Raw genomic sequence first — 26564 nt, 5'->3', positions numbered from 1 at the left:
CCAAGAGCGTATTGATCTATCATTCGAAGCAACTGCCGAAACGCGCTACGGTCATGCTGATACGCACAAAAACCACTAGCATATCACCGATTGGTGACGTGCTAGTGGTTTTTACACTCTTCGGCTGACGTGCTTATTCTTAGCCGTTGGTACGCAGGGAACCCATAATCTGCTTGGCTACCGTTTCCCACTCGGGCTTTTGGCGGTCGGCGCAGGTGAAGGTGCACATGAGCAGCTTGCCCTCCACATCGGTGAAGAACACCAGCGTATATACCTCGTGGCCCAGCTCCGGCTTCATCAGCTCCATATAGCCCATCTTACGGCCATTGATTTCGCGCACGCCGTTTGAAAACCACTTAGCGTTCTTGAACTGCTTGGTATACGTCTTGTAAAACGTTTCAGCGTACATGTCGATCATGTCCTGATCAGCTGCGTTGTCGGTGTAGGTGAAGGCAACGCTGGCTTCCTTGCTGTTGGTGTAGATAACACTCGGGCGGCTTTGGGCACTTCCGTAGTTGAAATCCATTTGCTGCTCGCTCATCACCTCGAAGCCTTTGGGAATGAGAATTTCAACCCGCTCGCTTAGCACGCGCTTCTTAATAAGCTCTACCTCGGCGAACGGGCGAGCTGCCATCAAAAGCATAGACAGGCAGAGAAACGGAAGTAGTAAAGCTTTTTTCATAACGTTTACTTGAAAAAAGATGAATTTCAAAAGAATAATGGGTCTGTTATAAAAACGACCCCTGCTTGATTAGCACAATTTACTACGAATAATCTTAAAGACAAGTTTTGTCCAAAAGAAATATTTTTATGCTATTGCATCTCATCTCCTAAAATCCTGCCAATTTCATCTAAAAACGTCAATCATAAGCACATAAATCTTTACGTTAATTATACACAGATAGTAGACAACATTAATAAAGTACTGTAAATACGCATCAAAATATAAATTTGTTATCATTTAAAAGTACTATAAAAATCAATCTAAACCGTGCAAGAGAACCTATAGTTTATAGGATATTATTTATTTGCTCTTTGATTTTCTCTAGCTCCTCCTTCATACTCACCACTAGATGCTGAATGGTGGAATCATTGGCTTTCGAGCCAATGGTGTTGATTTCGCGGCCGATTTCCTGAGAAATGAAGGCGAGTTTTTTGCCTGTAGGTTCGGGCAAGTACACCGTTTCGGTGAAGTAGTGCAGGTGGTTGATGAGGCGCACCTTTTCTTCAGCAATGTCGAGCTTCTCAATGTAGTACAGCACCTCCTGCTCGAAGCGGCTGGCATTAAAATTTTCCGTCGCAGCTAGCTCACTCAGATGGTTTTGCAGGCGTTGCCGCACCTGGGTAATGCGCGTCGGGTCGTGGCGCTCTACGTCGGCCAGGGCTACGCGAATGTGGTCGATATAGCCCAGAATTTCGGTGGTCAGGGCCTGGCCTTCGTCGCGGCGAAACTGGTTGATGCGCTCCAGCGCCTCGTGCACTAGCGGCAATAGCTCGTCCCAAGTGATTTCCACTTCCGGCTCAGCCAGTTGATCGGGGCCGGCCAGCACGCCTGGTAGACGCAGGGCCGCCAACAAGGTTTCCTCGCTGGCAGGCAGGCCTAGTTCTTCCGCTATGGTTTTCACCTCCTGATAGGCCGCCAGTAGCGCTTCGCGGTTGAAGATGGTAGCAGCGCGGGCGCCGGCGGTACGGCTCACTTCGAAATTCAGGTTGACTTTCCCACGAATTAAACTCTTAGCTAACAAGTTACGCACCTCCAACTCGCGGTCTTGCAGGAAGCGGGGTAGGCGCAGGCTCAGGTCCAAAGTTTTGGAATTGAGCGACTTAATTTCAACGGTGGCGGTGTAACGGTCGGTTTCGCGGTGGGCAATGCCGTAGCCGGTCATGGACAGGAGCATGGTAGGAAGACAGTTAGAGTGAAACGGTGCAAAAGTACTGCGGCGCTTCTAACTACGCCGGGCTGGTCTTTTCTGGGTCCTGTGGGCTTGCCTTGGCTGTTTAAAACCCTGTAGCTTGCAGCATATGACCAAACTTCGCGTGCTGATGCTACCCAAGTGGTACCCGCACCGCTACGACGACCAGGACGGTGATTTTGTAGCGCGGCACGTGGCGGCCATTGCCCCCCACGCGCAGACCGCCGTGGTGTTTGCCGCCGTAGCCCGTGGTCCCCTACCCCACCTCGTTGTCGGCGAAGTCGATATGGCAGGCCCTACCCCTACCTGGCGCTACTACTACCGCGCCCGGCCAACAGGCTTGGGTTTGATAGATAAGCTGTTGAAGCTGATTCTATATTACTGGTGCGTAGGGTGTGGCTACCGAAAAGCCGTGCAACACTGGAACGGGCAGCGCCCGCAACTGGTGCACGTGCACGTATTGTTGCGTACGGGCCTGTTTGCGTGGTGGCTACGGGCGCGACATGGTATTCCCTACCTCATCACTGAGCACTGGACGCTGTACCTGCCGGCTAAGGCGACAAACATAGGTATGCTCCGCAAGTGGCTCACCCGCCACGTAGTAGCGCAAGCGGCGGCGCTGCACACGGTATCCGACAACCTACGTCAGGCGATGCAGGCGTTGGGAATTTCGAATCCGCATACCGTTGTGATTCCGAATGTGGTGGACACGCAGCTGTTTCGTCCGTCCCTACCCTACCCCAGACGTGCCGGGCGACGCCTCTTGCATGTAGCAGCCTTCAACGAAGCAGCCAAAAACCTGACTGGCTTGCTGCGGGTACTGGCGCGCCTGAAGGAGCAGCCGGATATCAGCTTACGCGTGGCGGGCTACGGACCCGATGAAGCGCACGTGTTGCAGACGGCTCAACAGCTTGGCTTGCTGGACGGCACAGTACGGTTTTTAGGGAAACTTCCTTCTGCTGCCGTCGCCCACGAAATGCAGCAGGCCGACTGTCTGGTTTTATTCAGCAACTATGAGAATTTGCCTTGTGTGCTGATTGAAGCGCAGGCCAGTGGGTTGCCTGCCGTGGCCACAAGGGTAGGCGGGGTGCCCGAGCTACTACCCGCCGACGGCCGCTTCGGCCTGCTAGTACCGCCCGGCGACGAAGGTGCTTTGGCCGACGCCCTTCTCTCGGCCCTAGAAAATCCAACACAGTTCTCCCCTGACCTGATGCGGGCTCGTGTAGAAGAAAAGTTCAGCTACGAAGCCGTAGGAGAGCAATTTGCACTACTTTACCGTGCCATACTACCCGCATGATCCGCCGCATCGCCTACCATTTCCTGACGCGCCTGCTGACGGCATTGCTCAGCTTTGGGGTGGTATGGCTCACGGCTCGCTACCTGGGCGCAGCCGGACGCGGGGCCGTGAGTTTGTTTGTGACGGACTGTGCTGCGGTGTTGTTGTTTATTGGGCTGTTGGGCGGCTCTTCGCTTATCTACCTTTCGCCGCGCTATAGTAGCTGGAAGCTGTTGGTACCGGCTTATGGCTGGGCAGTGGCAGTTTGCGGCGTGGGCACCCTGGCCGTAGGGTTGTTTCGACCGGTAGCATCTGCCTACTTAACGCATTTATTAGTAGTGACGATATGCCAGGCGCTATTATCAACAAACACCTCTCTACTGCTCGGGCGCAAGCGCGAAACCGCATATAATCTCTTGACTATCGGGCAAGTGCTGCTCCTGGCTGGTGGCCTGCTGATAGCTTTTATAGGCAATTTGCAACGCACAGTAGATGCTTATTACTATGCCGCCTACCTGGCATACGGTCTGCCTTTACTGCTCAGCTTTGGGGCTTTGTGGCAACTTCCTGACCGCTGGCGCACGGGACAGTCGCTGCGGCAGGTGGTGCGGGAGTTGGCGTATCATAGCCGCGGTGCGCATTTTTCCAACATTCTCACTTTTATCAACTACCGCCTAGCTTACTACTTTGTGGCGCATTATGCCAACGTACGATCCTTAGGGGTTCTAAGCGTAGGCGTGTCGCTGGCCGAAGCGTTGTGGTTGATTCCACGCAGCACTGCTCTTATTCAATATGTTGACCTGGTGCACGCTACCGATAAGCAGGCGCAATTGGCCCCTACCCTTCGCACGACACGGCTCACGCTGCTGGCAACCGGCGCAGGCTTGCTGGCGCTATGCGCACTACCCACGGTGGTACTCACGCGCCTGTTTGGCCCCGAGTTTGGGGCCGCGCGGCTCGTGCTCTGGTGCCTCACACCGGGCATACTGGCGGTGGCTAGTAATATTATGTGCAGCACCTACTTCAGCGGCCTGGAGCGCTACCGCGTCAACAACGTGGCGGCGGGGCTAGGCGTACTGGTGACCCTAGCAGCCTGCTTCTTGCTGATTCCGCGCTACGGGATTCGGGGAGCGGCACTGGCGATGTCGCTTTCTTATTCGGTATCGGCTCTCTACCTACTCTGGCAGTTTCTGCGCGATACTGGCACCGGCCTGCGCCACCTACTGCCCGGGCCCGCCGACGCCGCGTATGGCGTGGCGCTCTGGCGCAAGTGGCTTCTGGCGCAGCGCGGTACGAAGGTTTAGAAAAAGTGAACTGCTGTTAGCTGATCGGCACTTTGCGCAGGATGGCTTCGATGAAATCCTGGGTGCGGATGCCGTCGGCTTCGGCTTCGTAGTTGAGTAGGATGCGGTGGTTGAGCACGTCGGTGGCCACGTCTTTAATGTCTTCGGGCAGCACGTAGTCGCGCTCGTTGAGGAAAGCTACGGCCTTGGCGGCGCGGTGCAGGGCAATGCTGGCCCGCGGACTCACCCCAAAATGCACGTATTGGGCATACTCGGCCAGGTCGTACTCGGCGGGCTTGCGGGTGGCAAACACTAGTTCGATGATGTACTTCTCCAATGTCTCGGAAATCTGCACCTGATTGATGAGCGTCCGAATGGCGAAAATGTCCTCTTTAGTGAGCACCGGCTGCACGGCTTCCACGTAGCTCATGTTGGCCATGCGGCGCATCACCTCCAGCTCATCGGCTTTTTTAAGGTAGTCGACGTACACTTTCAACATGAAACGGTCGAGCTGGGCCTCGGGCAATGGATAGGTACCTTCCTGCTCCACAGGGTTTTGCGTAGCGAGCACCAGAAACGGCAGATCGATGGGGTAGGTGGTTTCGCCGATGGTCACCTGCTTTTCCTGCATGGCTTCTAGCAGGGCGCTCTGCACCTTGGCGGGCGAGCGGTTCACCTCGTCGGCCAGTACCAGGTTGGCGAAAATCGGCCCCTTCTTTACCTCAAACTCCGACTGATTCTGATTGTAAATCATGGTGCCGATGAGGTCGGAAGGCAGCAAGTCGGGCGTGAACTGCACGCGCTGAAAGTGCAGGTGCAGCACTTTAGATAGTGTACTGATGGTAAGCGTCTTGGCCAGACCCGGCACACCTTCCAGCAGAATATGGCCGCCGGTAAACAAGCCAATCAGTAGCCGGTTGACCATGTATTGCTGGCCTACCACCACATTGCCCACTTCGGCAAAAACCTGTTGAATTTTCTGACGGTAGTATTCGGGATCTGGGGTAGACATAGGCGGTGAAGGGCAGGAATAAGAAGGCGCGAAAGATACGGCAGCAGAACGTGTAACGCAGAAAGTTGCGCTATTACTGGTAGAGACACAACATTTTCTGTCTCGTTGTTGAACGGCAGCGGTAGCCAACCCTGTCAGGATTCAGCGGAAGATGCGCAACAATGGAGCTAACGACTAGACACGCTTTTTGTGTCTTTACTGCCTTGTCAGTGGGGAGGCACCCTTCTGCAAGATATACTCGCTGTGCAGTAGGTAGGCCCCATCTACCACTACCTCTTCCCCGGCTGTCAGGTGCGAGAGAATTTCGACTTGCCTACCTGTCTGCTTACCAAGTTCTACTTCGCGGTTCTCATAGCTGCCATTGGGTAGGCGCACCCACAGGCTGCTGCCGGCTTGCTCCTGCAACACGGCAGCCATAGGCACGCGTAGTGCGCCTACTGCCGCTGGGGCTTGGGGTGAGGTAGGGGCCATGCGCACCACGGCTTGCAAGCCTGGCGTGTAGGCGCGTTGCGGGTTGGGTAGGACCACGCGCACCAAGGTTACTTTGCTATCGGCCAGCTCAGGATTCACAAAGCTCACGCGCCCCGTCACCTCCCTACCCGGCAACGACGGAAACGTGACTGTAACCGGCTGCCCGGCGCGCACGGCGGCATCGGTGGCGTAAAGCTGCGCTTCCACCCACACTGTACTCAGGTCGACGAGAGAGAAGATGGGCGTGCCTTCCTGCACGTAGTCGCCCTCACGCAAGGCTACTTCCTGCACTACGCCGCTTTTTGAACTGAAGTATGGCACCGGGTTTAGCGGCTTGCCAGCCCGAAGTAATTGCCGCAGCTGATTCGACGTGAAACCCCAGAGCTGCAACCGGTTGCGCGCAGCGGCCACCAGCGGAGCGTAGTCGATGTTATCGGCGCCGGACAGCTCGCGCTGTTGGGCGGTGGCGAGCAGAAAATCCAGCTGCGCCTTCTGCAATTCTTCGCTGTAGAGCGCAAACAGCGGCGCGCCGGCGCGCACGGTTTCGCCAGGGTTGCGCACGTAGAGCCGCTCGATGCGGCCGGGCACGCGGGCGCTCACTTGGGTTAGGTTTTCGGGGTTGGGCACCACGCGGCCCGTGAGCGCCAGGCCGGTACCGGCCGCCGCAGTAGCCATTGGCTGCTCGCCTACCTTTCTCACCTTGATACCGCCCAGGCGCACCTGCTCGGCGCTGAGCCGGATAGTGCGCGCCGTGGTAGTGCCCGACTGGTGCTGCACTTTGATGAGGTCCATGCCACAGATGGGGCAGTCGCCGGGCTCGTCCTCGTGGATTTGCGGGTGCATGGAGCAGGTGTAGTAGGATTCCGCCGTGGCAGCCAGCGCTGGGTTGGGCGTGGGGTCAGCTTCGGGCACTGTAGCAGAATCGGCCTCTGGCGTGGCTTGACGGCAGGCCACGAAGAATAGCAGTAGAAGCAGCGTGTATTTCATGTTTTTCTCGCAGAGGTTCGCGGAGATAGGCGCAGAGGTTCGCAGTGTTCTGACGAAAAGGTCTTGCAGAACTTCAGTTATAGAACCGGTTCGATAAAACTCTCACTATCTGTTAGGTACTGCGCGTTAGCGGCTATCTGGTCCTTAGCAGTCAGGCCGCGCGTGATTTGTACCTGGTTGCCGGTGCGGGCACCCGTTACCACCGCTACGGGCTGTAGCTGATTGTCTTGTTGCCGGAACACAACTTGCCGGGTGCCCAGGTCGAGGACGGCCGCTGCGGGCACCCATAGCCCTGTGGCTTGCGTGGCGGGTTGAATTTGGCCCGTTACAAGCTGCCCGATTTTGAGCTGTTGCTCGCTGTTTGATAGGTAGACGCGGGCCGTAGCTGTAGGTGCGCTGCTGGTAATGAGCGGTTCTACCAGCGCTACCTTGCCCTGGCGCGGCGCGGCTTGGGGCGCATCATTCAGCGTAATTTCTACGGCTTGGCCAGGCTGCACGTGCGCCAAATCGGCGGCATACACTTGCAGCAACGCCCACACCGTAGTGGTATTGATGAGTTGCAACACGGGCTGGCCGGTTTGCACGTAGTCGCCCTCTTGGATGCCCAGCGGACCGGCTTGCTCCAATGCACCGTCAGCCTCAGCTGCAGCCTCTACCTCCGTCACGTAGCCATTGGCCGGGCTATAGACGCTGATGCGCAGCTGCGGCCGGCCGCTTTTCTCAATGGCCTGCACCTGTCCGGTTGTCAGGCCTAGTAGCTCCAGCTTGCGTCGTGAGGCCGTCAGCAACGCCTCGTTAACGGGCTTATTTTTCAAGATAAAAAGCAAATTCTGCTGCTCCGTTAGCAGCTCCGGGCTGTAAATATCGTAGAGCCTTTGCCCCTTTTTTATCGGTTGAAAGCGGTAGCGCACGTACAGCCGCTCGATGCGCCCCCCTACCCTCGCCGACACCCGCTCGAACTGGCGCGGGTCGTAGCTGATGACGCCGGGGGCAGTGATGGTGGTCGTTTCTGCGCCGGTGGTAGGGTGCACCAGTTGCACGTCGGTGGGGGTGGCGGCACTGCTGGCGGGCGTGGGGAGGGCGCTGGTATCGGCGTCAACGGCCGGGCCGGTGGTTTTCTTCACCAGGAACATGCCGCATACCGGGCACTTGCCGGGGCTGTCTTGCACCACCTCGGGGTGCATGGGGCAGGTGTAGTATTCTTCGGCTGTGGCGTGGGTGTGCTCATGGGGCTGTTTGGTGGAGCAGCCGGCAACCAGTAGCAACAGGAGCAAGGCGGTAGAAACGCGTTGCGCGCGCCTACCCGTTCGCATCATAAAATCAACTAGATAGACCATTTTTTTCAATCAAAATCGTGCAACGATGGGCGCGTACGACGCGCCCCTACTGTTCCTGTTCGCGCTCAAACTCCACCTGTAGCTGCAACAATTGCTGCTCCTGGTCCACGGCGGCGAGGCGGGTGTTGCGCAGGGTTTCCCAGGCTTGCAGCACCGCCGAGAAGGTTTCGGTGTTTTGCTCATAGGCCAGCAGGGTAGCGCGGTAGCTTTTGAGCACGGCCGGCAGCACATTCTCCTTATATAAGAGTACCTGCTCGTACTGGGCGCGCCGGCGGGCGTTCAGCGCTTCTACTTTGCCGGCCGCTTGGATCAGCAAATCAGCGCGTTGCTCGCGCAGGGCCTGGGCCTCTAGCTGCATGCCCGCCACATTGGCCTTGTACTGGCGCGAGGCCCACGGCACAAACGGCACCGACATGGTACCCAGCACCGTGTACTGGTTGGGCATGCTGCCCAGCCCCTGCATGTGCTGGGCCTGTACGGCAAACTCAGGCCGGGCGGCGGTGCGCTCCAGTTGCTGCTGCAACTGGTTGCGTACCAGCGACTGATCCAGGGCGCGCACGTCGCTGCGGGCCTGGGCCAGCTCGGTGGTGTCGAGGCTGCGGTCGAGGGCGCGCAGGTGGTAGGTGGTGTCGATGTAGAATAGGGTTTGCGGGTCGCGCACCAGCAGGGTGTTCAGGTTGGCGCGGCGCTCTTTCAGCTGGCCTTCCAGCTCCATTTCCTCCACGTGGTGCAACTGAAGCGCGGCCTGGGCGCGGTAGGCGTCGCTGAGTTTTTCGCCGCCGTATTTGTACCGCAGCTCGATGCTACGAAGCGCAAACTCCATCAGGCGCTCGGTTTTTTCCAGCACGTGCAGCTTCTTTTGTAGCATCAGCCAGTCGTAATAGTTCTGCTTCACATCGGCGCGGAGCTGGTTGCGCGTGTAGGCGCGGGTTTCGCGGTCCACGTTGGCTTGGCTGCGCAGGTAGCTTTCGTTGGCCCGCTGGCGGGCGCGGTTCGGGAGGCCCTGCTCGGCCATCACCATCACCGAGCCGCCCGACTGCATTCCCATGTCCTCGCCGCGCCGGTTGGCACTATACGGCACCATAAACGGCCCAGCGCCTACCCTGGGCGCCATCCACACCCGCGCGCCGGCGGCGTAGGCGTCGGCGGCTTTAGCTTGGGCGTCGTACTGGCGCAGGCGCGGGTGCACGCGCTCTACCCTGGCCAGGATGGTGTCCAGCGGCAACACCTCCGGCAGTTGGGCCTGGGTGGTGAGGGGTAGGAAAAGCAAGAAAAGCAGGAAGCGTTTCATATATACAATCGTCTGAAATGCAGAAAAAAAGGCGGTCATGCTGAGCGCAACAGAGCAAAGCCGAAGCATCTCGCGTGCTCCTGGTAATTACTATCTGCCATCAGCATGCGAGCGAGATGCTTCGGCTTCGCTCCGCTGCGCTCAGCATGACGTTCTTACTTCTTTCCATCAATGCCGGGCCACTGGGATTTCCATGCGGCCATGTTTGCGCAATTCGTATTCCTTGGTCATCTCGAACACCACTGGCGTGACCAGTAGAATGTGAATAGAGGACGTGAACACGCCGCCAATCAGCGGGAGCACAATGGGCAGCATTACATCAGACCCTACCCCCGTGGACCACAGCACCGGCACCAGCCCGAATAAGGACACCGAAACCGTCATGATTTTGGGGCGTAGGCGCTGGGCGGCGCCGGCCATCACGGCCCCGCGGATGTCGGCGGGCGTGATGGTGTCGCGGGAGTTGCCTTTTTCGGCCACCAGCTTCTGCATGGCTTCGTTGAGGTAAATCACCATCAGGATGCTGGTTTCCACGGCCAACCCAAACAGCGCGATAAAGCCCACCGCTACCGCTACCGACAGATTCACGTCGTAGAAATACACGATGAACACGCCGCCAATCAGCGCAAACGGCACTGTCACGAGGTTAAAAAAGGCTTCCTTCAGCGAGCCGAACGTGAAATAGAGCACCCCGAAAATGATGGCCAGCACCAGCGGCAGAATCAGCTTGAGGGTTTGGGTGGCGCGGAGCTGGTTTTCGTACTGCCCACTCCAATCCAAGAAGTAGCCTTTCGGCAGCTTGCCCATCATGGTTTCGAGGCGCTGGCGGGCTTCGGCCACGGTGCCCCCCAGGTCCCGGTCGCGCACGTTGAATAACACGGTACCGCGTAGCAGGGCGTTTTCGGAGTTGATCATGGGCGGCCCTTCCGCAATCCGGATATCGGCCACCGATGACAGCGGGATGGGGCCGCTGGCCGTTTGCACTTGCAGGCGCTGCAAGGCAGGTAGGCTGTTACGGAAGTCCTGGGCAAAGCGCGCATTCACGCTGAAGCGCTGCCTACCCTCGATGGTAGTAGTCAGCTCCATGCCCCCCAGGGCAGATTCCACCAGCAGGTTCACGTCGTCTACGCTCAACCCGTAGCGCCCAATTTCTTCTTTTTTCACCTTGATATCGAGGTACTTGCCGCCCGTAATGGGCTCCACGTACAGGTCCTTCACCCCCTCAATACCCGCCAACTGCTGCCGGATGCGGGTGGAAAGCCGGTAGATAGAATCCAGATTTTGGCCGTACACCTTCACGCCCACATCCGTCCGGATACCGGTGGAAAGCATGTTGATGCGGTTGATGATGGGCTGGGTCCAGCCGTTCACCACGCCCGGAATCTGGAGTTTCTGGTTCAGCTCGTCCACGATTTTGGCCTTGGTCATGCCGGCACGCCACTCGTCGCGGGGTTTTAGCAGGATGATGGTTTCAATCATCGACAGCGGCGAGTTGTCGGTGGCCGTGTTGGCCCTACCCGCCTTGCCCAGCACGTGCGCCACCTCCGGCGTTTGCTTGATAATGCGGTCCTGTACCTGCAAAATGCGCTTCACCTCCTGGTTCGACACGTCGGGCAGGGTCACGGGCATGAACAGGATGCTACCCTCATCGAGCGGTGGCATAAACTCGGTGCCCAGGCTCAGGAGCATCGGAATGCTGATGAGCAGGGCCACGATGTTGAGGCCCAACGTGGTTTTGCGCCAGCGTAGGCACCAGGCCAGCACCGGCGCGTACACGCGCTCCAACGCCCGCCCTACTGGGTTGCTACCCTCCGGCTTCAGCTTGCCTTTCAGTAGGAAGCTCACCAGCACCGGCCCCACCGTAATGGCCACAAAGGCATCGACCAGCAGGATAAACGTCTTGGTCCAGGCCAGGGGCGCGAACAGCTTGCCCTCCTGCCCCGTGAGCAAAAACACCGGCAGAAACGACACCACGATGATAATGGACGAGTAGAACACGCCCGGCCCCACCTGCTGGCAGGCCCGCTCAATGATTCGGTTGCGTTCTTCGGTGGTCATTTTAAAATACTGATCTATAAAATTTTAGCTAGAGCTAAGGCTAGCTCCCCTCCTTTTTCAAGGAGGGGGTAGGGGGTGGTAAAACTGGTTTGCACGGTGCTAGAGCTAGTTTGTAGTTTGTTGTTCTGACGACTTTTACCCCCCCCTACCCCCTCCTTGAAAAAGGAGGGGAGCTAGCTCTAGTTTTCTAGCTTGTAGCCTCTTCCGCCTGTTGCGCTTCCGACAACTGCCGGTAGGCGTTTTCCACCACCACAATACCGTCGTCCACAATCACCCCAATGGCCAGCGCAATGCCAGTGAGCGACATGATATTGGACGACACGCCGAAGGCTTCCAGCAGAATAAAGGCTATGGCAATGGACAGCGGCACCTGAATGAGGATGATAAGCGCGCTGCGGGCGTGGAACAGGAACAATAGCACGATGAGCGACACCGTCACCATTTCCTCTACCAGCGTGCCGCGCACCGAGGCAATGGCCCGTTCGATGAGCGTGCTCCGGTCGTAGGCAATGTCGAACGTCACGCCCGGCGGCAGGCCTTTTTCCACCTCCTGCATCTTGGCTTTCACGGCGTTGATGACGTTGTCGGCGTTTTCGCCGTAGCGCATCACCACGATGCCGCCCACGGCTTCGCCCTCGCCATTCACGTCGAAGATGCCCAGGCGCAGGTCGCCGCCCATTTGCACGGTGGCCACGTCCTTGATGCGGATGGGGGTAGACTGGTAGGTGCCCACGGGTATGTTCTCCACATCCTGGATATTCTCGATGTAGCCCAGCCCGCGCACGATGTAGCCCATGTCGCTCATCTCAAACTTGCGCCCACCCACGTCGTTGTTGTTGGCGCGCACGGCCCGCAGCACGTCGGGCAGCGGGATGCGGTAGTAGTTGAGCTTGGTGGGGTCGAGGGTGATTTGGTACTGCTTCTGAAAGCCGCCAAACGAGGCCACTTCGCTCACGCCGGGCACCGTTTGCAGGGCAAACTTCACGTACCAATCCTGCAAGGCGCGCTGTTCGCCCAGGTCCATGCCCTTCGCTTTCAGGGTGTACCAGAGCACATGGCCTACCCCCGTCCCATCAGGACCGAGGGTAGGCGTCACGCCCTGGGGCAGTAAGCGCTGGGCGTAATTGAGGCGCTCCAACACCCGCGAGCGGGCCCAGTATAGGTCTACCTCATCCTCAAAAATCAGGTACACAAAGCTCATCCCAAACATCGATGCGCCCCGGATATTGCGCACCTTCGGAATCCCCTGTAGGTTCGATACCAACGGGTAGGTCACCTGGTCCTCCAGCACCTGCGGACTACGCCCGCTCCACTCCGTAAACACAATCACCTGGTTTTCGGAGAGGTCCGGAATGGCGTCGATGGGGTTGCGGCGCAGGGCGTATACGCCCCACCCAAACAGCCCTGCTGCCAGCAGCAGCACCAGCACCCGGTTGCGCAACGAAAGCGAAATCAGCTTTTCTACCATGTTTTTGAGCTGTTGACTACCAGCTGATGGCTATCAGCTTTTTGTTGAACAGAAGCCAATAGCTAGCAGCTATCAGCCAGTGGCTACCTTATTGCTTCACCAAGGCCATGCCGCACTTGGGGCAGTCACCGGGCTTGTCGCTGGTCACTTCGGGGTGCATGGGACACACGTAAGCTCCGGCGGTAGCGGGGGTAGTCGTGGTATCGGTTGTGGTGGTTTCCATGTTGTCGCCAGGGCCTTCGGCGCCTACCGTTACAGGCTTGTTATCAGCGCCGCAGCTGCTCACGAGGAATAGGCCAGCGGCCACGAAAGAAAGGAAGGCAGATTTTATCAGCATAAGTGAAAAAGGTTGAAAGTGAATGAGAAACGTGAAAAGGGAGGCCGTACAGCGCCTACTTGCTACAGCGTCTTAGCGCACAAAAACGCGCTGCCGCCGCGGGCATAGCAGAGCTAAACCCACGGCGGCAGCGCGTGCGAAATCGACCTTAAATAGTCAAGGAATGGGTAAAGACCCGGATATCCGGAATCTTCGGCTTCAGGTGCCGCCGGGGCACCAAGGCTACCGGCCGGGCTTGCTCCCAGCGCACGTAGCGCGCAAACTCAAAGTTGAAGGTAGGCGGCAGCACCATCCACAGCGGCGCATCGACGCTCACACCGTGGCTGGGCGGGCCGGCTAGCGCGGCAAAAAAGGCTTTTACCGGTGTCTCGCAATCCGACTTGTCGGGGCTGCCAGACGGATGACCTGTCTTGCTCATCCCCTCGCACTGCTTGCCGGCCATCTTGGTGCAGCACGTCATCTTGGGTGCTTTCACCTCACTGCTTACCGGGCCGCAGAAGCACCGCCCCGCGAACATGCTGAGGAAGGCTACCAGAAAAGTAGCCGCCGTCAGGCGTCGCGTAAGGGCAGAGAGTTGGAACATAGGGTGTGCGGGGTAGCGCCCGGTACTCAACCGCAAAGATAGGCAAGTCGTTCCGGTTGTGCAGGTATGGAATCGTGCTGGCGTGGTACAGCTCTTTGGCTACATCCAGCCTCGTAGCGTTTCAGGCAACCGGTAGCGCCTCTTTTTTGTTGAGCAGGTACAACCTTCATGAGGCTTTGCCTGCGGTCCTATTCGGATGCCGTCCGCCAGCCTCCTTTTCCTTCCGAATTATGACAGCCGATACTTCTTCCGTTGCTTTTTCCGTGCTGGATCTGGCGCCCATCCTTGCCGGAAGCACGCCTACCGACACATTCCGCAATAGCCTGCACCTGGCCCAGCAGGTAGAGGCCATGGGGTATACCCGTTACTGGCTTTCCGAGCACCACAATATGGTGAGCGTAGCCAGCTCAGCGCCACCTATTCTGATTGGTCACATTGCTGGGGGTACTACCTCCCTACGGGTAGGCTCGGGCGGCATTATGCTACCCAACCATGCGCCGCTGGTAGTGGCCGAGCAAATGGGTACGCTGGCCTCGCTGTATCCGGGCCGCATCGATCTGGGCCTGGGCCGCGCCCCCGGCACCGACCAACGCACGGCTCAAGCCATTCGGGGCAGCCGCTTTGGGGCCGTGCAGGATTTTCCGCGCGATATTCAGCAGCTACAAACCTATTTCTCTGCTTCCAATAGCTCCAGCCCCGTGCGCGCCATGCCCGGCGAGGGCCTCGACATCCCGATCTACATCTTAGGCTCCAGCACCGATAGCGCCTACCTAGCAGCAGAATTGGGCCTACCCTACGCCTTTGCCAGCCACTTTGCACCGGCACAGCTACTGCCCGCCCTAGAGATCTACCGACAGCAGTTCCGACCTTCTGCTACGCTGGCCGCACCCTACGTTATTGCCTGCGTGAACGTAATAGCCGCCGACACCGATGACCAGGCCCAGTGGCTATCTACTTCCTTGCAGCGCTTTATGCTGAGCGTGGTAGCCGGCCATCCCGCCCCGCTACAACTGCCCGTGAAAAACATGCAGCCCTTCTGGTCACCGGCCCAGCAGCACATGGTCGAGCAGATGTTGGCCTACTCCTTCATTGGCGGCAAAGCTACGCTACAAGCAGAGCTTCAAGAATTCGTTGACCGCACGCAAGTCAACGAGCTGATGGCCGTCTCCAATATCTTCGACCACGAAGCGCGCGTATACTCCTACCAGTTGCTTGCCGATGCGCTTCAGATAGTGACTCGCCAGCCGCTTGACGCAGTAGCAGGTTAGGAACAGTAGAAGAAGCGATACAAAAAAGCCCTTTCATTGAAAAATGAAAGGGCTTTTTTTACTAGTACCAGAGACGGGACTCGAACCCGTACGTCCGTGAAGACAAGGGATTTTAAGTCCCTCGTGGCTACCATTACACCACTCTGGCTCAAGCAGTTATACCTAACAGCAACAATACTTACTACGTGCAAACAAAAAAGACGCTGCTGGTAAAGCAACGTCTTTTTGTTTGGAGCGGGAGACGAGGTTCGAACTCGCGACCTCGACCTTGGCAAGGTCGCGCTCTACCAACTGAGCTACTCTCGCTTTTAGTCTCAACACCGTTACCGGCGTTTTGATGTGACAAAGGTAGAAGAAGAATTTCTGAAGTCAAGCGCCTGCTGTAAAAAAACCTTCTATTTCACTTCAAAAAAGCTGTTTTCAGCTGATTTTCAAGCAGAAAAATTTTCCAAAAATGTAAAGAAGTGCTTGAAAATTCTCTCCTACTATCTGCGTATCCACGCGTCGCCAATACATATCGTTATAGATATGTATTGAGTTCATGTATTCTATGCTTTCCGAATAGCCAGTATTTACAGTGTCTAAGCTGCATTTAACAGTATTACTATTTTATTATAAATCAGTATATTTATAATACCACCTTATCTCTCTCCGTACTTTTCTCTTCCTCCTCTCTATTTGTGAGTTCTCCACCTATCCGGTTTTATGCTTCTTGGACCGATGCTGCTTTATTGCAAGCAGTAGCCTTAGACAACCGGGGAGCTTTTGCTGAAGTGTATGAACGGTACTGGTACCGGGTATTCTCATTGGCTTACCGAAAGTTAAAATCGCGAGAAACGGCAGAGGAATTAGTACAGGAGTTGTTTGCCGCTCTCTGGCACAAGCGGGCCGAACAGACCATTGCACAGCTAGACCATTATTTGCTGGCAGCCATCAACCATCGGGTACTAAGCTACATTCGAGCTTATCGAGTCCGAACGCACTACGCAGCCTACTGCCATACCGTACAAATTGAGACGACGCACGAAACTGAAGAAGCGCTGGCTGCCAGTGATTTAACGGCCGCTTTCCTGCGAGGTGTAGAACTCCTGCCCGAAAAATCAAAGCAAGTGTTCCAACTGAGCCGATTGGAGCACCAATCCGTAGAGGAAATAGCAACGCATTTGGGGGTTACGTCTAAAACAGTAGAGTATCATTTGACTAAGTCGTTGAAGCTGTTACGCCTATACTTGCGGGAGTTCATGGTTATGCTGGCGCCCCTCCTGTTTTTTATTCGCTGAAAAGCAATTGTGTATACAAGCCCATACTACCTGGCGTAGTTGCTTGAAAAAAGTTTGCCTCCTCTTTAGGGGTAAGCCCGAGATAGGCGTCTTCCTTTTTAGACGCTTACCTCGGGCTTATTCTTATGACTGAAGCTGAATTTGAAGAGTTGCTCCAACGCTACCTCGACGGCACCAGCCGGCCCGGCGAACGAGCGTTGATAGAGCAGTGGAGCAACCAGCTTGGGGAGCCGGAGAATCTGGTCTTGCCACCCACGCAACATGAACAAGTGCGTGCCGCTATGTGGCAACAGATTGAGCACCTCACGCAGGACAGCCTCAGTAATACGCCTCCGGTTAAAGAACTCCACCCTTCAACCTCCCTTTGGCGCCTGCCAGTAATGCGTTGGGTAGCGGCAGCCTTACTAGTAGTTGGGGTAGCGCTGGCAATCGTATTGCCTCAGAAATGGGAATCGGCGCCTGTACCTTCTACAACGGCCATTGAGTGGAAGCAGCACCATAACAAGGGAAAAAACATTGAGTTACTTGCGCTGGCGGACGGCAGCCGCGTTACACTATCCCCAGGCAGTAGCCTGCAATACAGGGCTGGTTTTGCGGGTCCGCGCCGCGAGGTTCGGTTGCAGGGCGAAGCTTTTTTTCAGGTTGCCAAAAATCCTGATGCGCCCTTCCTGGTCTATACCGATCAGCTAGTGACAACTGTGCTAGGTACCAGCTTCCGGGTGAAAGCCTATGCAGGGCATAAGAATGAGGTAGCAGTGCACGAGGGCCGCGTATCCGTGCAACTACGCCGCGGCGCCGACCTGAGTGCCACGCCTGCGCAACCCGCTGCTGAGGGCATCATACTGCTGCCCAACCAGCGGGTAGCATATTCGGCTTTAACGCCGCGCCCGCTGCGTAAGCAGCTTGTACAAAACCCTGCAATCCTTACTCCACAGACCTTCACCTTTGATAAACAGCCTGTGAGCAAAGTATTGCAGGCGTTGGAGAAGGCGTACGGAGTTGAGATTATATATGATGAAGCCAAGCTAGTTAACTGCACCATCACCATTACTTTCTATCAGGAGTCAGAATCGCTCTACGATAGATTGGATGTGCTCAGCAAGGCGCTCGGCGCTAGCTATTCTCCTACTGACAATGCTCGAATTCTATTCCACAGTGATGGCTGCACGCTTTAAGCTTTCGACACAACTCGCAATGGCCTTTCACTTCTCTGTTGCCTCTGATTACTGCTATGCTTATCTGCTAAGCAGCACAATAGCGCGCTCACTCCCACAACCACTACAATAATTTTTTTACCTCTCCACCGCAATCGTTTTCTATCTATGAAAAACCGCTTACCTCTTTCGAAGCGTTTTGGATATCCTCTCCGGATACTAGCGATTCAATCTGCCTTAGCTTTTCCGCTGACTACTATGGCCACTGCTCGCCCAGCTGTGGCGCAGCAAGTAGTTCTGGAACGTCACGTTTCGTTTCAAGCGGAATCGCAAACGATTGAATCGGTGCTGAAACAGCTTGAAAAGCAACTAGACGTACACTTCGTCTATAGCCCACAGCTTATCGGCTCTAGCCGGCGGGTAACCCTGCGGGTGACAGACGAGCCATTAGAGAAGGTCCTGAATGAGTTGCTTGCTCCGCGCAAGGCGCAGTTTGAGGTGCGCAAAGGCCGCGTGATTCTAAGCCACGCACCACTTGAGACTAGCGCCAGCGTCGCCGACGTACCCGTATCGGGCCGCGTAACGCAGCCTAACGGCCAGGGCCTGCCCGGCGTAACGGTGGTAGTGAAAGGAACCACCACTGGCACCACTACTGATGCCGACGGCAACTTCTCGTTGACGGTGCCGCAGGGTAGCGTGCTATCTTTCAGCTTTATCGGCTATAACCCGCAGGAAGTGACGGTGCAGGAGGCCACTACAACCTTGCGCGTTTCCTTGCAGGAAAATAGCCAGTCGCTTGACAACGTGGTAGTAGTGGGCTACGGCACCCTCGATAAAAAAGAAGTAACCAGCACCATCACCCACATCGATAGCAAGGAGCTGCTGACGGTGGCCGCCATCAACCCGCTGACGGCGTTGCAAGGCAAGGTAGCGGGTCTGACTATTGCCAACACCTCGGCCGCCGACCCAAACTCGCAACCAAGCATTCAGCTGCGTGGCGTTTCGTCGCGGAATGCCGGCTTAGGTCCGCTCATTGTGATTAACGGCGTGCCAGGCGGCAATCTGGAAAACATCAACCAAAACGATATCGAATCTATTGATGTACTGAAGGGCGGTGCCGCATCTGCTATCTACGGCACACGGGGTAGCAACGGCGTGATTGTGGTCACCACAAAGAAGGGCACAAAGAATAACACGCTAGACTACAACACGTACGCTACCTTCGACTATGCCACCTTGCAACCTAAGGTGCTTTCTCCCGAGGAATTTTTGGCACAAGAGCGCGGTACGGATTACGGCGGTCGAACGAACTGGCTAAACGCAGTTTCCCGAAACCACGCTTTTTCGAATAAGCATACCCTTACTGCGTCGGGCGGTTCCGATAACAGTAATTACCGAGCTACACTCGACTATCGCAATGCCAAGGGCATTGACGTACGCTCGGGTCGGCAAGAGTACGGTGCCCGTATTTCCTTAAACCACGATGCGCCCAGTAAGCTCTACTCTATTGGGCTGAACTTTGCGCCTCGCTACTTCACGTCCCGCAACGCCGATTACAGCAGCTTTGAGCAAGCCCTGACGCTGAACCCTACTATTCCGGTGCGAAATCCGGATGACCCAACCCGCTACTACAATATTCAAAGTGGATTTGATGGCCGCTTCAACCCGGCAGAGCGCCTGCAAACAGAATTGGACGGTACGGAAGGAAAAATCCTGAACTACGACGCCACTTTCAAGCTGAATATCCTGCCGAAGCTGAACACACAGGTAACTTACGGACGCTTTACCACCGACTATTTCGACTTCTTCTTCCGGCCTTCTACTTCTACGTTCGCTCTACAGAACGACGGGGGCATGAACTCGGCCGAGCGCAACTATAATCGCTACGACCAGCAAAGTTTGGAGTGGACTGGAAATTATGCCCTCAACGTTGGAGAGCATGCTTTGCAGGCCCTAGCCGGTTATTCCTACCAATACTTTTCGGCGGAAGGCAACGCTATCTACAACCGTGACTTCCCATCAGATGCTTTCACGTACAACAACATTGGCACTGGCCTATATGGGCAAGTAGCTGGGCGTAACGATGCCAGTAGCTATAAGAACGACTCCAAGCTAATTGCCTTCTTCGGCCGCGTCAATTATTCTTTCAAAGATAAATACCTTTTGTCTGCCAGTTTGCGCCACGAGGGTTCAACAAGGTTTGGTACCGATAACAAGTGGGGTAATTTTCCAGCGGTATCAATAGGATGGCGCATTGGGGAAGAGTCTTTTCTGGACGGCCAGGAATGGATCAATGATCTGAAGCTACGGGCCGACTATGGTGTGACTGGCAACCAGGATTTCGGCAATTACCTTTCGCTTAATACTTACACCGGCTTTGGGTATTATTTGTTGAATGGCACGTACTACCAAGTGTATGGCCCAAACCAAAACCTTAACGCTAATCTCCGCTGGGAAGAAGCGCAAAGCTTAAATATTGGGGTAGACTTTGCTCTGTTCAATAGTAAGCTTACGGGTAGCGTCAACTACTACACACGCCGCAACAAAGACCTATTGGGTAGCTACAGAGTGCCGATTCCACCCAACACACAGACCAGCACATATGCGAACGTAGGTACTTTGGATAACTCAGGGGTAGAAGTGCAGTTAAATGCTCCCATCATCAGCAAGCCTGATTTTCAATACGCTATATCCTTTGCTGGGGCAACTAACGGCAACCAATTTGTTTCTTTTTCGAATGACACATACCAAGGCCAACCCTATATTGATGTAGTAGGCTTGCCTTCACCCGGCTCACCCGGCAACGCGCAGCGTTTACAAGAAGGACAACGTATCGGTACATTCTATATGCTAAAGTCAGCCGGTGTCGATGAGCAAGGGCGCCTGCTGGTATATTCCAAGGATGGCACCGTCATTCCGGGCAACCAAGCAAACTTGGACGATCGGCAGGTGGTAGGTAACGGCCTACCCAAGTACACGCTGAGCTTAGGCAATACGTTCACTTACAAGAACTTTGACGCTTCTATCTTCTTTCGAAGTGTATTGGGTTTTGATATATTTAATATCAGGGCTTTCTACTTGGGCACACCGTCTACGCAATCCAATGCCAACGTGCTGACGTCTGCTTATAATGACAGCAAGTATGCTAAGCTTACCAACAATACAACTACTAGTGTGCTCTCGGACTACTTCCTAGAAAAGGGCGACTTCGTGAAGCTAGACAACGTGAGCATTGGTTATACTTTCCAATTTAAGTCAAAATACGCCCGCTCGCTACGCCTGTATGCCGCCTCCAAAAACGTTCTGACGATAACGGGCTACACCGGGGGCGACCCCGACATCATACCCATCAACGGGCTTTATCCAGGCATCCCACTTAATGTGGACAACAACGGCACCCGCCAGTACTACCCTTCTACTACGCAGGTTCTATTCGGCCTCCAGTTCGGTCTATAAACGCCTCTTTCTGCTTCTTATGAAATATTTTAAAACATACGCCGGCCTTTCAGCAGCAGTAATACTTGCTGGGTTTAGTGGTTGCACGAATCTGGATGAAACGTTGTACGACCGTATTACGGCCGACAACTTTCTGCAAACTAAAGACGACGTGTACCGTGATTTCTTGCGCACGTTCGAGCACGGGTACAACACGATACAAGACGCACCTTACCAGTTACAGGAGTTAAGCGCTGATCAACTCATGACTCCTAACCGGGAGGGCGACTGGTTTGACGGCGGGCAGTATGCAAGGGCGCACTACCACACCTGGACAATCCAAGAGGGCTATATTAATGGCACCTGGACGCTCCTAAGCCAAGGCAATGTTCTGGCAACCAACTCCCTGGAGGATATTCAAGCCCTCGACCCCGCCCGGTTTAATATGACCGTGGCGGAGCAAAAACAACTCATTGCGGAGTTGCGCGTGATGCGGGCCTGGTATCATCTGCGACTGCTGGACCTGTTTCGCAATATTCAGATTGTTACGAAGGTGAAAGGGGAAACGACAAGTCCGCCCCAATCAACGCCCCAGGAGGCTTTCACCTTCATTGAAACAGAGCTGAAAGAGGCCTTGCCAGACTTACTCGCTAAGGGTGACCAAGGTACTGCGCAGTTTCAGGGCCGCTGGACCAAGGCGGGCGCGGCCGCCCTATTAGCTCGTCTCTACCTGAATGCCAAAGTGTACATTGACCAGGACCACTACACTGATTGCGCGACCCTGTGTCAGGACATTATCAGTGGCAAGTATGGCCCATATGCCATCGAGAGCCGCTGGGACGCTCCATTCGACTGGAATAACGATCAGTCATCGGAAACCATTTTTGCTTTCCCTGGCTCATTTGGCCGCTCGCACTGGCAATATACAAGCGGCATGTACTTCTGGGGACTTCCATACAACGTTCCTATCAACTACTTTAAGTTCACCGACTTCGGGGGGGGCAACCCGCGGTATGCTTTGCAACCGGGTCACGATGTTGAGAATAAGGAATACCCCTTCGTGCAGGGCAAGCCGTTTGTAAAGTTTCAGAAGTACGCCGATGATGTACGCCTGAAAAACTACCAAAACTTGGGCAATAGCACTCGTGAGGGCATGTTTTTGAAGGGATACCTGCTGTATAACGACGGCAAGGATACCATTAAAAGCACCCGCGGTTACACGCTGTACTTGCGCGACCAGGTAGGCCTCTTCAAGTACACAAAGCCCGGCCAGGTGCCAGCCAATAAAGTGTCAGACATGAACAATGCCGACCAAAACTCAGGCATCTTTATGGTAAAGTATCCTTTCTACCCTTCTACCGACCCCAACAAGATCGAAGCAGATTATGCCGAGATACGCTTAGCAGAAATTCACTATATGCTGGCCGAATGCAAATTTCGGGCGGGTGACCCAGTGGCTGCTGCTGAGCTGCTGAACACCGTGCGGCGCCGGAACTACCCTACCGGCTCATCTAGCCTGTACGGAACTGGTGGGGCTATTCTTACCGAGCAAGAGTTGCTGGATGAATGGGGCCGTGAATTTATTGGGGAAGGCCGTCGACGTATTGATCTGATTCGCTTCGGCAAATTCAATACTGGTACGTGGTGGGACAAATCGCCAGATGGCGACGACCATACCAAGATTTACCCTATTCCGCTGAATGCGCTGAACGTGTCGCCGCAACTCAAGCAAAACCCTGGCTACTAGGTTTTCTTTCTAATCAGGTAGCCTACCCCCTTAGCGGGTAGCAAGCAAAAGCCCCTCGTACTGCACATCGTACGAGGGGCTTTTTTGCGTCTATTTACTTGCTACCTGCCGCCAGCTTCAGCTCATTCAGCTTTAGCAGCGCTTCAATGGGTGTGAGCGTGTTCACGTCGAGCTTCTCCAGCAGTTCGCGCAGGCGTTCCAGCGCCGGGTCGGCGGGCTCGAACATGCTGAGTTGGAGGCTGGGGCGCGGAGCGTTGTGCACGGCCGCGGCGGGTTGGGCCTTGGGGGCACGGCGGCCCGTTTCGGGGGTAGGCGGCTCGATGTCCAGGCCGGCCAGCACCTCATCGAACTCGGTGGGTGCGTCCGTGTCCAGGCCGGTGCCGGCGCGCTCCTGTTCTAAGTGGTGCATGATTTCGTTGGCGCGTAGTACTACGGCCGTGGGCATACCCGCCATACGAGCCACGTGAATGCCGAACGAGTGCTCGGAACCGCCTTCTTGTAGCTTCCGCAGAAACAGAATGCGGCCGTCGGCTTCTTTCACGGCCACGTTGTAGTTGCGCACGCGGGGGCAGTCGTCAGCGAGCTGGTTTAGCTCGTGGTAGTGGGTAGCAAACAGCGTTTTGGCTCGCGCTTTGGGCGAGTTGTGTAGGTGTTCCACAATGGCCCAGGCAATGCTGATGCCATCGTAGGTGCTGGTGCCGCGCCCGATTTCGTCCATCAGCACCAAACTTCTGTCCGATAGATTATTGAGAATGGACGCGGTTTCGGTCATCTCCACCATGAAGGTGCTTTCGCCCTTGCTCAGGTTGTCGGAAGCCCCTACCCGTGTGAAAATCTTGTCGATGATACCCACGGTGGCCGCATCGGCGGGCACAAAAGAGCCGATTTGCGCCAGCAGCACAATAAGGGCCGTTTGCCGCAGCAGGGCCGATTTACCGGCCATGTTGGGGCCGGTAATCACCACAATTTGCTGTTCGTCCTGGTCGAGGCAGATGTCGTTGGGAATGTAGGCTTCGCCGACCGGTAGTTGGCGCTCAATTACGGGGTGGCGGCCGGCGCGTATGTCGAGCACGGTGCCGTCGTTCACTACAGGCTTCACATAGCGATGCTGGCGGGCTGTGTTGGCGAAAGAAGACAGGCAGTCGGTGACACCAATAGCGCGGGCATTTTGCTGAATTTGGGACACCGACTCGGCCGCTGATAGCACCAGGTCATTATAGAGCTGCATTTCTAGGGAAAACAGCTTTTCCTCGGCGTTCAGAATGGTTTCCTCGTAGGTTTTCAGCTCCTCCGTGATATAGCGCTCGGCATTCACCAGAGTTTGCTTGCGAATCCACTCCGTGGGCACCTTACTTTTGTGCGCGTTCGAGACTTCGAGGTAGTAGCCAAACACCTTGTTATACGCCACTTTCAGCGACGAAATACCGGTGTTGCGCTGCTCGCGCTGCTGAATGTTCAGCAGCTCATCCTTGCCCGAAAACGCAATGCGGCGCAGACGGTCCAGCTCGGGGTCTACCCCATCGTTGAGTACGTTGCCCTGGTTGATGAGCAAGGGCGCATCAACTTTGATTTTGGCTTTGATTTCGTCGCGCAGGGCCGCGCAGGGGTTCAGCTGATCGGCCAGCTTTTGAAGGGCGCGCAACCCCGAGGCCGCTAGCAACTCCCGGATGGGCTCGATGGCCTCCAAGGCGCGGGCCAGTTGTACCAGCTCGCGCGGGTTGATGCGGCGCACGGCTACCTTGGAAATCAAGCGCTCCAAGTCATTGATCTGGCGTAGGTATTGGTCCAGTTCGGCCAGCAGATCAGGGTTTTGCAATAAACCGTCCACCGTATCGAGGCGGCGCTGGATTTGGGCGGGCTCCTTTAGCGGTAGGACTACCCACTTGCGCAGCAGACGGGCGCCCATGGGCGTCACGGTCTGGTCAAGGATGTCGATGAGAGGCACGCCGCCGGGGTGCTGGGCGTGCACCAACTCCAGATTGCGCACCGTGAAGCGGTCGAGCCACACGTACTTGTCTTCCTCCAAACGACCAATGCTGCCGATGTGACCAATGTCGGTGTGCTTGGTTTCGGCGAGGTAGTGCAGAATGCAGCCCGCCGCCGTGATGCCTTCTTTCAGATTATCAATGCCATAGCCTTTAAGCGAGGCGGTATTGAAGTGGCGCGTGAGCGTGTCGTGGGCATAGTCGAAACCAAACACCCACTCATCCAAGGCGAAGTGACAGTAGTCGGGGCCAAAGTTTTCCTCGAACTCACGGCGGCTTTTCTTGCAGAACAGCACCTCGGCGGGCGTGAAGTTTTGCAGCAGCTTGCCGAGGTAGGCTGCATCGCCCTGGGCCACCAAAAACTCGCCGGTACTTACGTCCAAAAAGCTGATGCCGGCCTCTTGCTTGCCGAAGTGAATAGCGCAGAGGTAGTTGTTGCGGCGACGCTCCAGCACGTTGTCGTGCATGCTTACGCCAGGCGTTACTACCTCCGTGATACCGCGCTTAACAAGTCCCTTGGCTTGCTTGGGGTCTTCTAGCTGGTCGCAGATGGCCACGCGCTGGCCGGCGCGCACCAGCTTAGGCAGGTAGGTATCGAGGGAGTGGTGAGGGAAACCGGCTAGTGGCACCTCCGAGGGCGTGCCGGCGCCACGCTTGGTCAGCACGATGTCCAGAATGCGCGAGGCATTCACGGCATCGTCGCCGAATGTTTCATAGAAGTCACCTACCCGGAAGAGAATCAGCGCTCCGGGATGCTGCTGCTTCAGCTGGTAATACTGCTTCATCAGCGGCGTATCGGCCACAGGCGCTGGCCCGAGCGAGCCGTGCGTGCGGACAGGCTTCTTAGTGGAGTCGGCGGATTTCGTTTTCACGGGTGTGCGGGGTAGTACGAGGGTAATAGGGGTAGGCGGGGCAGGTAATCAGACCATCATGCTGAGCTTGTCGAAGCATCTCGCGTGCTGACGTTGCGCAAGTGACTCAACGATGCGAACGAGATACTTCGACAAGCTCAGCATGACAACCTTTCTGTCAATAACTCAGCAAACACCCGCCAGCCGGCGGCGTGTTCCTACCTTTGCCGAATGCGCAAACTTTCAATGGAAGAGCTGAACCGACTGACGGTGGCAGACTTCAAAAATACGCAAAAATTCCCCCTTGTCCTGGTGCTCGACAACGTGCGCAGCTTGCACAACGTGGGCGCGGCCTTCCGCACTGCCGATGCCTTTGCGGTGGAGAAAATCTGGCTCTGCGGCATCACAGGCCGCCCGCCCCAGCGCGAAATCACCAAAACGGCACTAGGTTCCACCGAGTCGGTGGTGTGGGAATACGCACCTACCACTGTGGCAGCCGTGGAGCAGCTGAAGGCCGCTGGCTACCAGGTAATAGCCGTGGAACAAACCACCGAAAGCCAGCCCCTACCCGCCTTCTCCCCTACCCCCGGCCAAGGCTATGCGCTGGTGATGGGCAACGAAGTATTTGGGGTAGACGACGAAGTGCTGGCCCTCTGCGATGCGGCTGTGGAAATCCCACAATTCGGTACCAAACATTCCCTGAACGTGAGCGTGGCGGCGGGGGTGGTGTTGTGGGATTTTATTTCGAAGATGAGGTAGGTGAAGTTGTGAGTAGTGAGATGGTGAGTTGAAAAAGGGTTTGTCATCCTGAGCGGAGCGAAGGACCTT

At 55.9% G+C, this 26564-nt stretch carries 19 protein-coding genes and 2 tRNA genes; 8 read left to right on the top strand and 13 right to left on the bottom strand.

Annotated elements, in window-relative coordinates; all coding sequences use genetic code 11:
* Positions 1-139: 139 nt before the first annotated feature.
* Together KYK14_RS02130 and KYK14_RS02125 are read right to left on the bottom strand one after the other, a co-directional pair.
* A complete protein-coding gene (locus tag KYK14_RS02130; RefSeq protein ID WP_185281498.1) occupies positions 140-634 on the bottom strand; it encodes a hypothetical protein in 495 nt (164 codons plus the stop codon).
* A 376-nt stretch (positions 635-1010) separates the two neighbouring features.
* Entirely contained in the window at positions 1011-1898 is an 888-nt protein-coding gene (locus KYK14_RS02125; protein WP_208306599.1) for a YicC/YloC family endoribonuclease, read from the bottom strand.
* A gap of 124 nt (positions 1899-2022) precedes the next feature.
* On the opposite strand from KYK14_RS02125, the gene KYK14_RS02120 reads away from it, so the two are divergent.
* On the top strand, positions 2023-3210 hold the full coding sequence (locus KYK14_RS02120; protein ID WP_219156555.1) for a glycosyltransferase: 1188 nt from the start codon (positions 2023-2025) through the stop codon (positions 3208-3210).
* Positions 3207-4493 carry a lipopolysaccharide biosynthesis protein gene (locus KYK14_RS02115; RefSeq protein WP_219156553.1) on the top strand — a complete coding sequence of 429 codons (1287 nt, stop codon included), beginning with the start codon at positions 3207-3209 and terminating at the stop codon, positions 4491-4493. Before KYK14_RS02120 ends, KYK14_RS02115 begins: the two co-directional genes overlap by 4 nt.
* A 16-nt stretch (positions 4494-4509) precedes the next feature.
* Here the strand turns inward: KYK14_RS02115 and KYK14_RS02110 are convergent, their stop codons facing one another.
* The 8 genes from KYK14_RS02110 to KYK14_RS02075 all read right to left on the bottom strand — a co-directional run bounded on the left by KYK14_RS02110 (position 4510) and on the right by KYK14_RS02075 (position 14016).
* Positions 4510-5484, bottom strand: coding sequence for an AAA family ATPase (locus KYK14_RS02110; protein WP_185281502.1), 975 nt, complete (start codon positions 5482-5484; stop codon positions 4510-4512).
* Positions 5485-5679: 195 nt separating this feature from the next.
* Positions 5680-6942, bottom strand: a complete 1263-nt coding sequence (locus tag KYK14_RS02105; RefSeq protein ID WP_219156551.1) for an efflux RND transporter periplasmic adaptor subunit — start codon at positions 6940-6942, stop codon at positions 5680-5682.
* Between the two features lie 77 nt (positions 6943-7019).
* Positions 7020-8279, bottom strand: a complete 1260-nt coding sequence (locus tag KYK14_RS02100; RefSeq protein WP_219156549.1) for a heavy metal-binding domain-containing protein — start codon at positions 8277-8279, stop codon at positions 7020-7022.
* Between the two features lie 46 nt (positions 8280-8325).
* On the bottom strand, positions 8326-9570 hold the full coding sequence (locus KYK14_RS02095) for a TolC family protein (protein WP_219156547.1): 1245 nt from the start codon (positions 9568-9570) through the stop codon (positions 8326-8328).
* 168 nt (positions 9571-9738) lie between these two features.
* Positions 9739-11628, bottom strand: coding sequence for an efflux RND transporter permease subunit (locus KYK14_RS02090; RefSeq protein ID WP_219156545.1), 1890 nt, complete (start codon positions 11626-11628; stop codon positions 9739-9741).
* A 187-nt stretch (positions 11629-11815) separates the two neighbouring features.
* Complete coding sequence (locus KYK14_RS02085; protein ID WP_219156541.1) at positions 11816-13096, bottom strand: efflux RND transporter permease subunit; 1281 nt, start codon at positions 13094-13096, stop codon at positions 11816-11818.
* Between the two features lie 88 nt (positions 13097-13184).
* Positions 13185-13433 carry a heavy metal-binding domain-containing protein gene (locus tag KYK14_RS22035; RefSeq protein WP_246601640.1) on the bottom strand — a complete coding sequence of 83 codons (249 nt, stop codon included), beginning with the start codon at positions 13431-13433 and terminating at the stop codon, positions 13185-13187.
* 148 nt (positions 13434-13581) lie between these two features.
* Complete coding sequence (locus KYK14_RS02075; protein ID WP_219156539.1) at positions 13582-14016, bottom strand: hypothetical protein; 435 nt, start codon at positions 14014-14016, stop codon at positions 13582-13584.
* Positions 14017-14246: 230 nt separating this feature from the next.
* Here KYK14_RS02075 and KYK14_RS02070 point away from each other — a divergent pair, with 230 nt between their 5' ends.
* Positions 14247-15284, top strand: coding sequence for an LLM class flavin-dependent oxidoreductase (locus tag KYK14_RS02070; RefSeq protein WP_219156536.1), 1038 nt, complete (start codon positions 14247-14249; stop codon positions 15282-15284).
* 65 nt (positions 15285-15349) lie between these two features.
* Here KYK14_RS02070 and KYK14_RS02065 read toward each other — a convergent pair.
* A tRNA-Leu gene (locus KYK14_RS02065) sits at positions 15350-15432 on the bottom strand.
* 82 nt (positions 15433-15514) lie between these two features.
* Positions 15515-15590, bottom strand: a tRNA-Gly gene (locus KYK14_RS02060).
* A gap of 374 nt (positions 15591-15964) precedes the next feature.
* On the opposite strand from KYK14_RS02060, the gene KYK14_RS02055 reads away from it, so the two are divergent.
* From KYK14_RS02055 to KYK14_RS02040, 4 genes are all read left to right on the top strand, one after another.
* Entirely contained in the window at positions 15965-16564 is a 600-nt protein-coding gene (locus KYK14_RS02055) for an RNA polymerase sigma factor (protein WP_185281510.1), read from the top strand.
* A gap of 125 nt (positions 16565-16689) precedes the next feature.
* A complete protein-coding gene (locus tag KYK14_RS02050) occupies positions 16690-17739 on the top strand; it encodes a FecR family protein (protein ID WP_219156534.1) in 1050 nt (349 codons plus the stop codon).
* Positions 17740-17976: 237 nt separating this feature from the next.
* Positions 17977-21174, top strand: a complete 3198-nt coding sequence (locus KYK14_RS02045) for a SusC/RagA family TonB-linked outer membrane protein (RefSeq protein ID WP_219156532.1) — start codon at positions 17977-17979, stop codon at positions 21172-21174.
* A 19-nt stretch (positions 21175-21193) separates the two neighbouring features.
* Positions 21194-22900: a RagB/SusD family nutrient uptake outer membrane protein gene (locus KYK14_RS02040; RefSeq protein ID WP_219156530.1), complete on the top strand. Its 1707-nt coding sequence runs from the start codon at positions 21194-21196 to the stop codon at positions 22898-22900.
* Between the two features lie 94 nt (positions 22901-22994).
* Here the strand turns inward: KYK14_RS02040 and mutS are convergent, their stop codons facing one another.
* A complete protein-coding gene (gene mutS, locus KYK14_RS02035; protein ID WP_219156636.1) occupies positions 22995-25670 on the bottom strand; it encodes a DNA mismatch repair protein MutS in 2676 nt (891 codons plus the stop codon).
* 297 nt (positions 25671-25967) lie between these two features.
* Between mutS and KYK14_RS02030 the strand changes: the two genes are divergently transcribed.
* Entirely contained in the window at positions 25968-26495 is a 528-nt protein-coding gene (locus KYK14_RS02030) for an RNA methyltransferase (protein WP_219156528.1), read from the top strand.
* The last annotated feature ends 69 nt before the right edge of the window (positions 26496-26564 follow it).

The organism is Hymenobacter profundi (assembly GCF_019334315.1).
In the GTDB taxonomy this organism is placed as follows: Bacteria; Bacteroidota; Bacteroidia; order Cytophagales; family Hymenobacteraceae; genus Hymenobacter; species Hymenobacter profundi.
The sequence above is the reverse complement of the archived record's forward strand: the minus strand, read 5'-3'. Positions and strand labels throughout refer to the sequence as shown.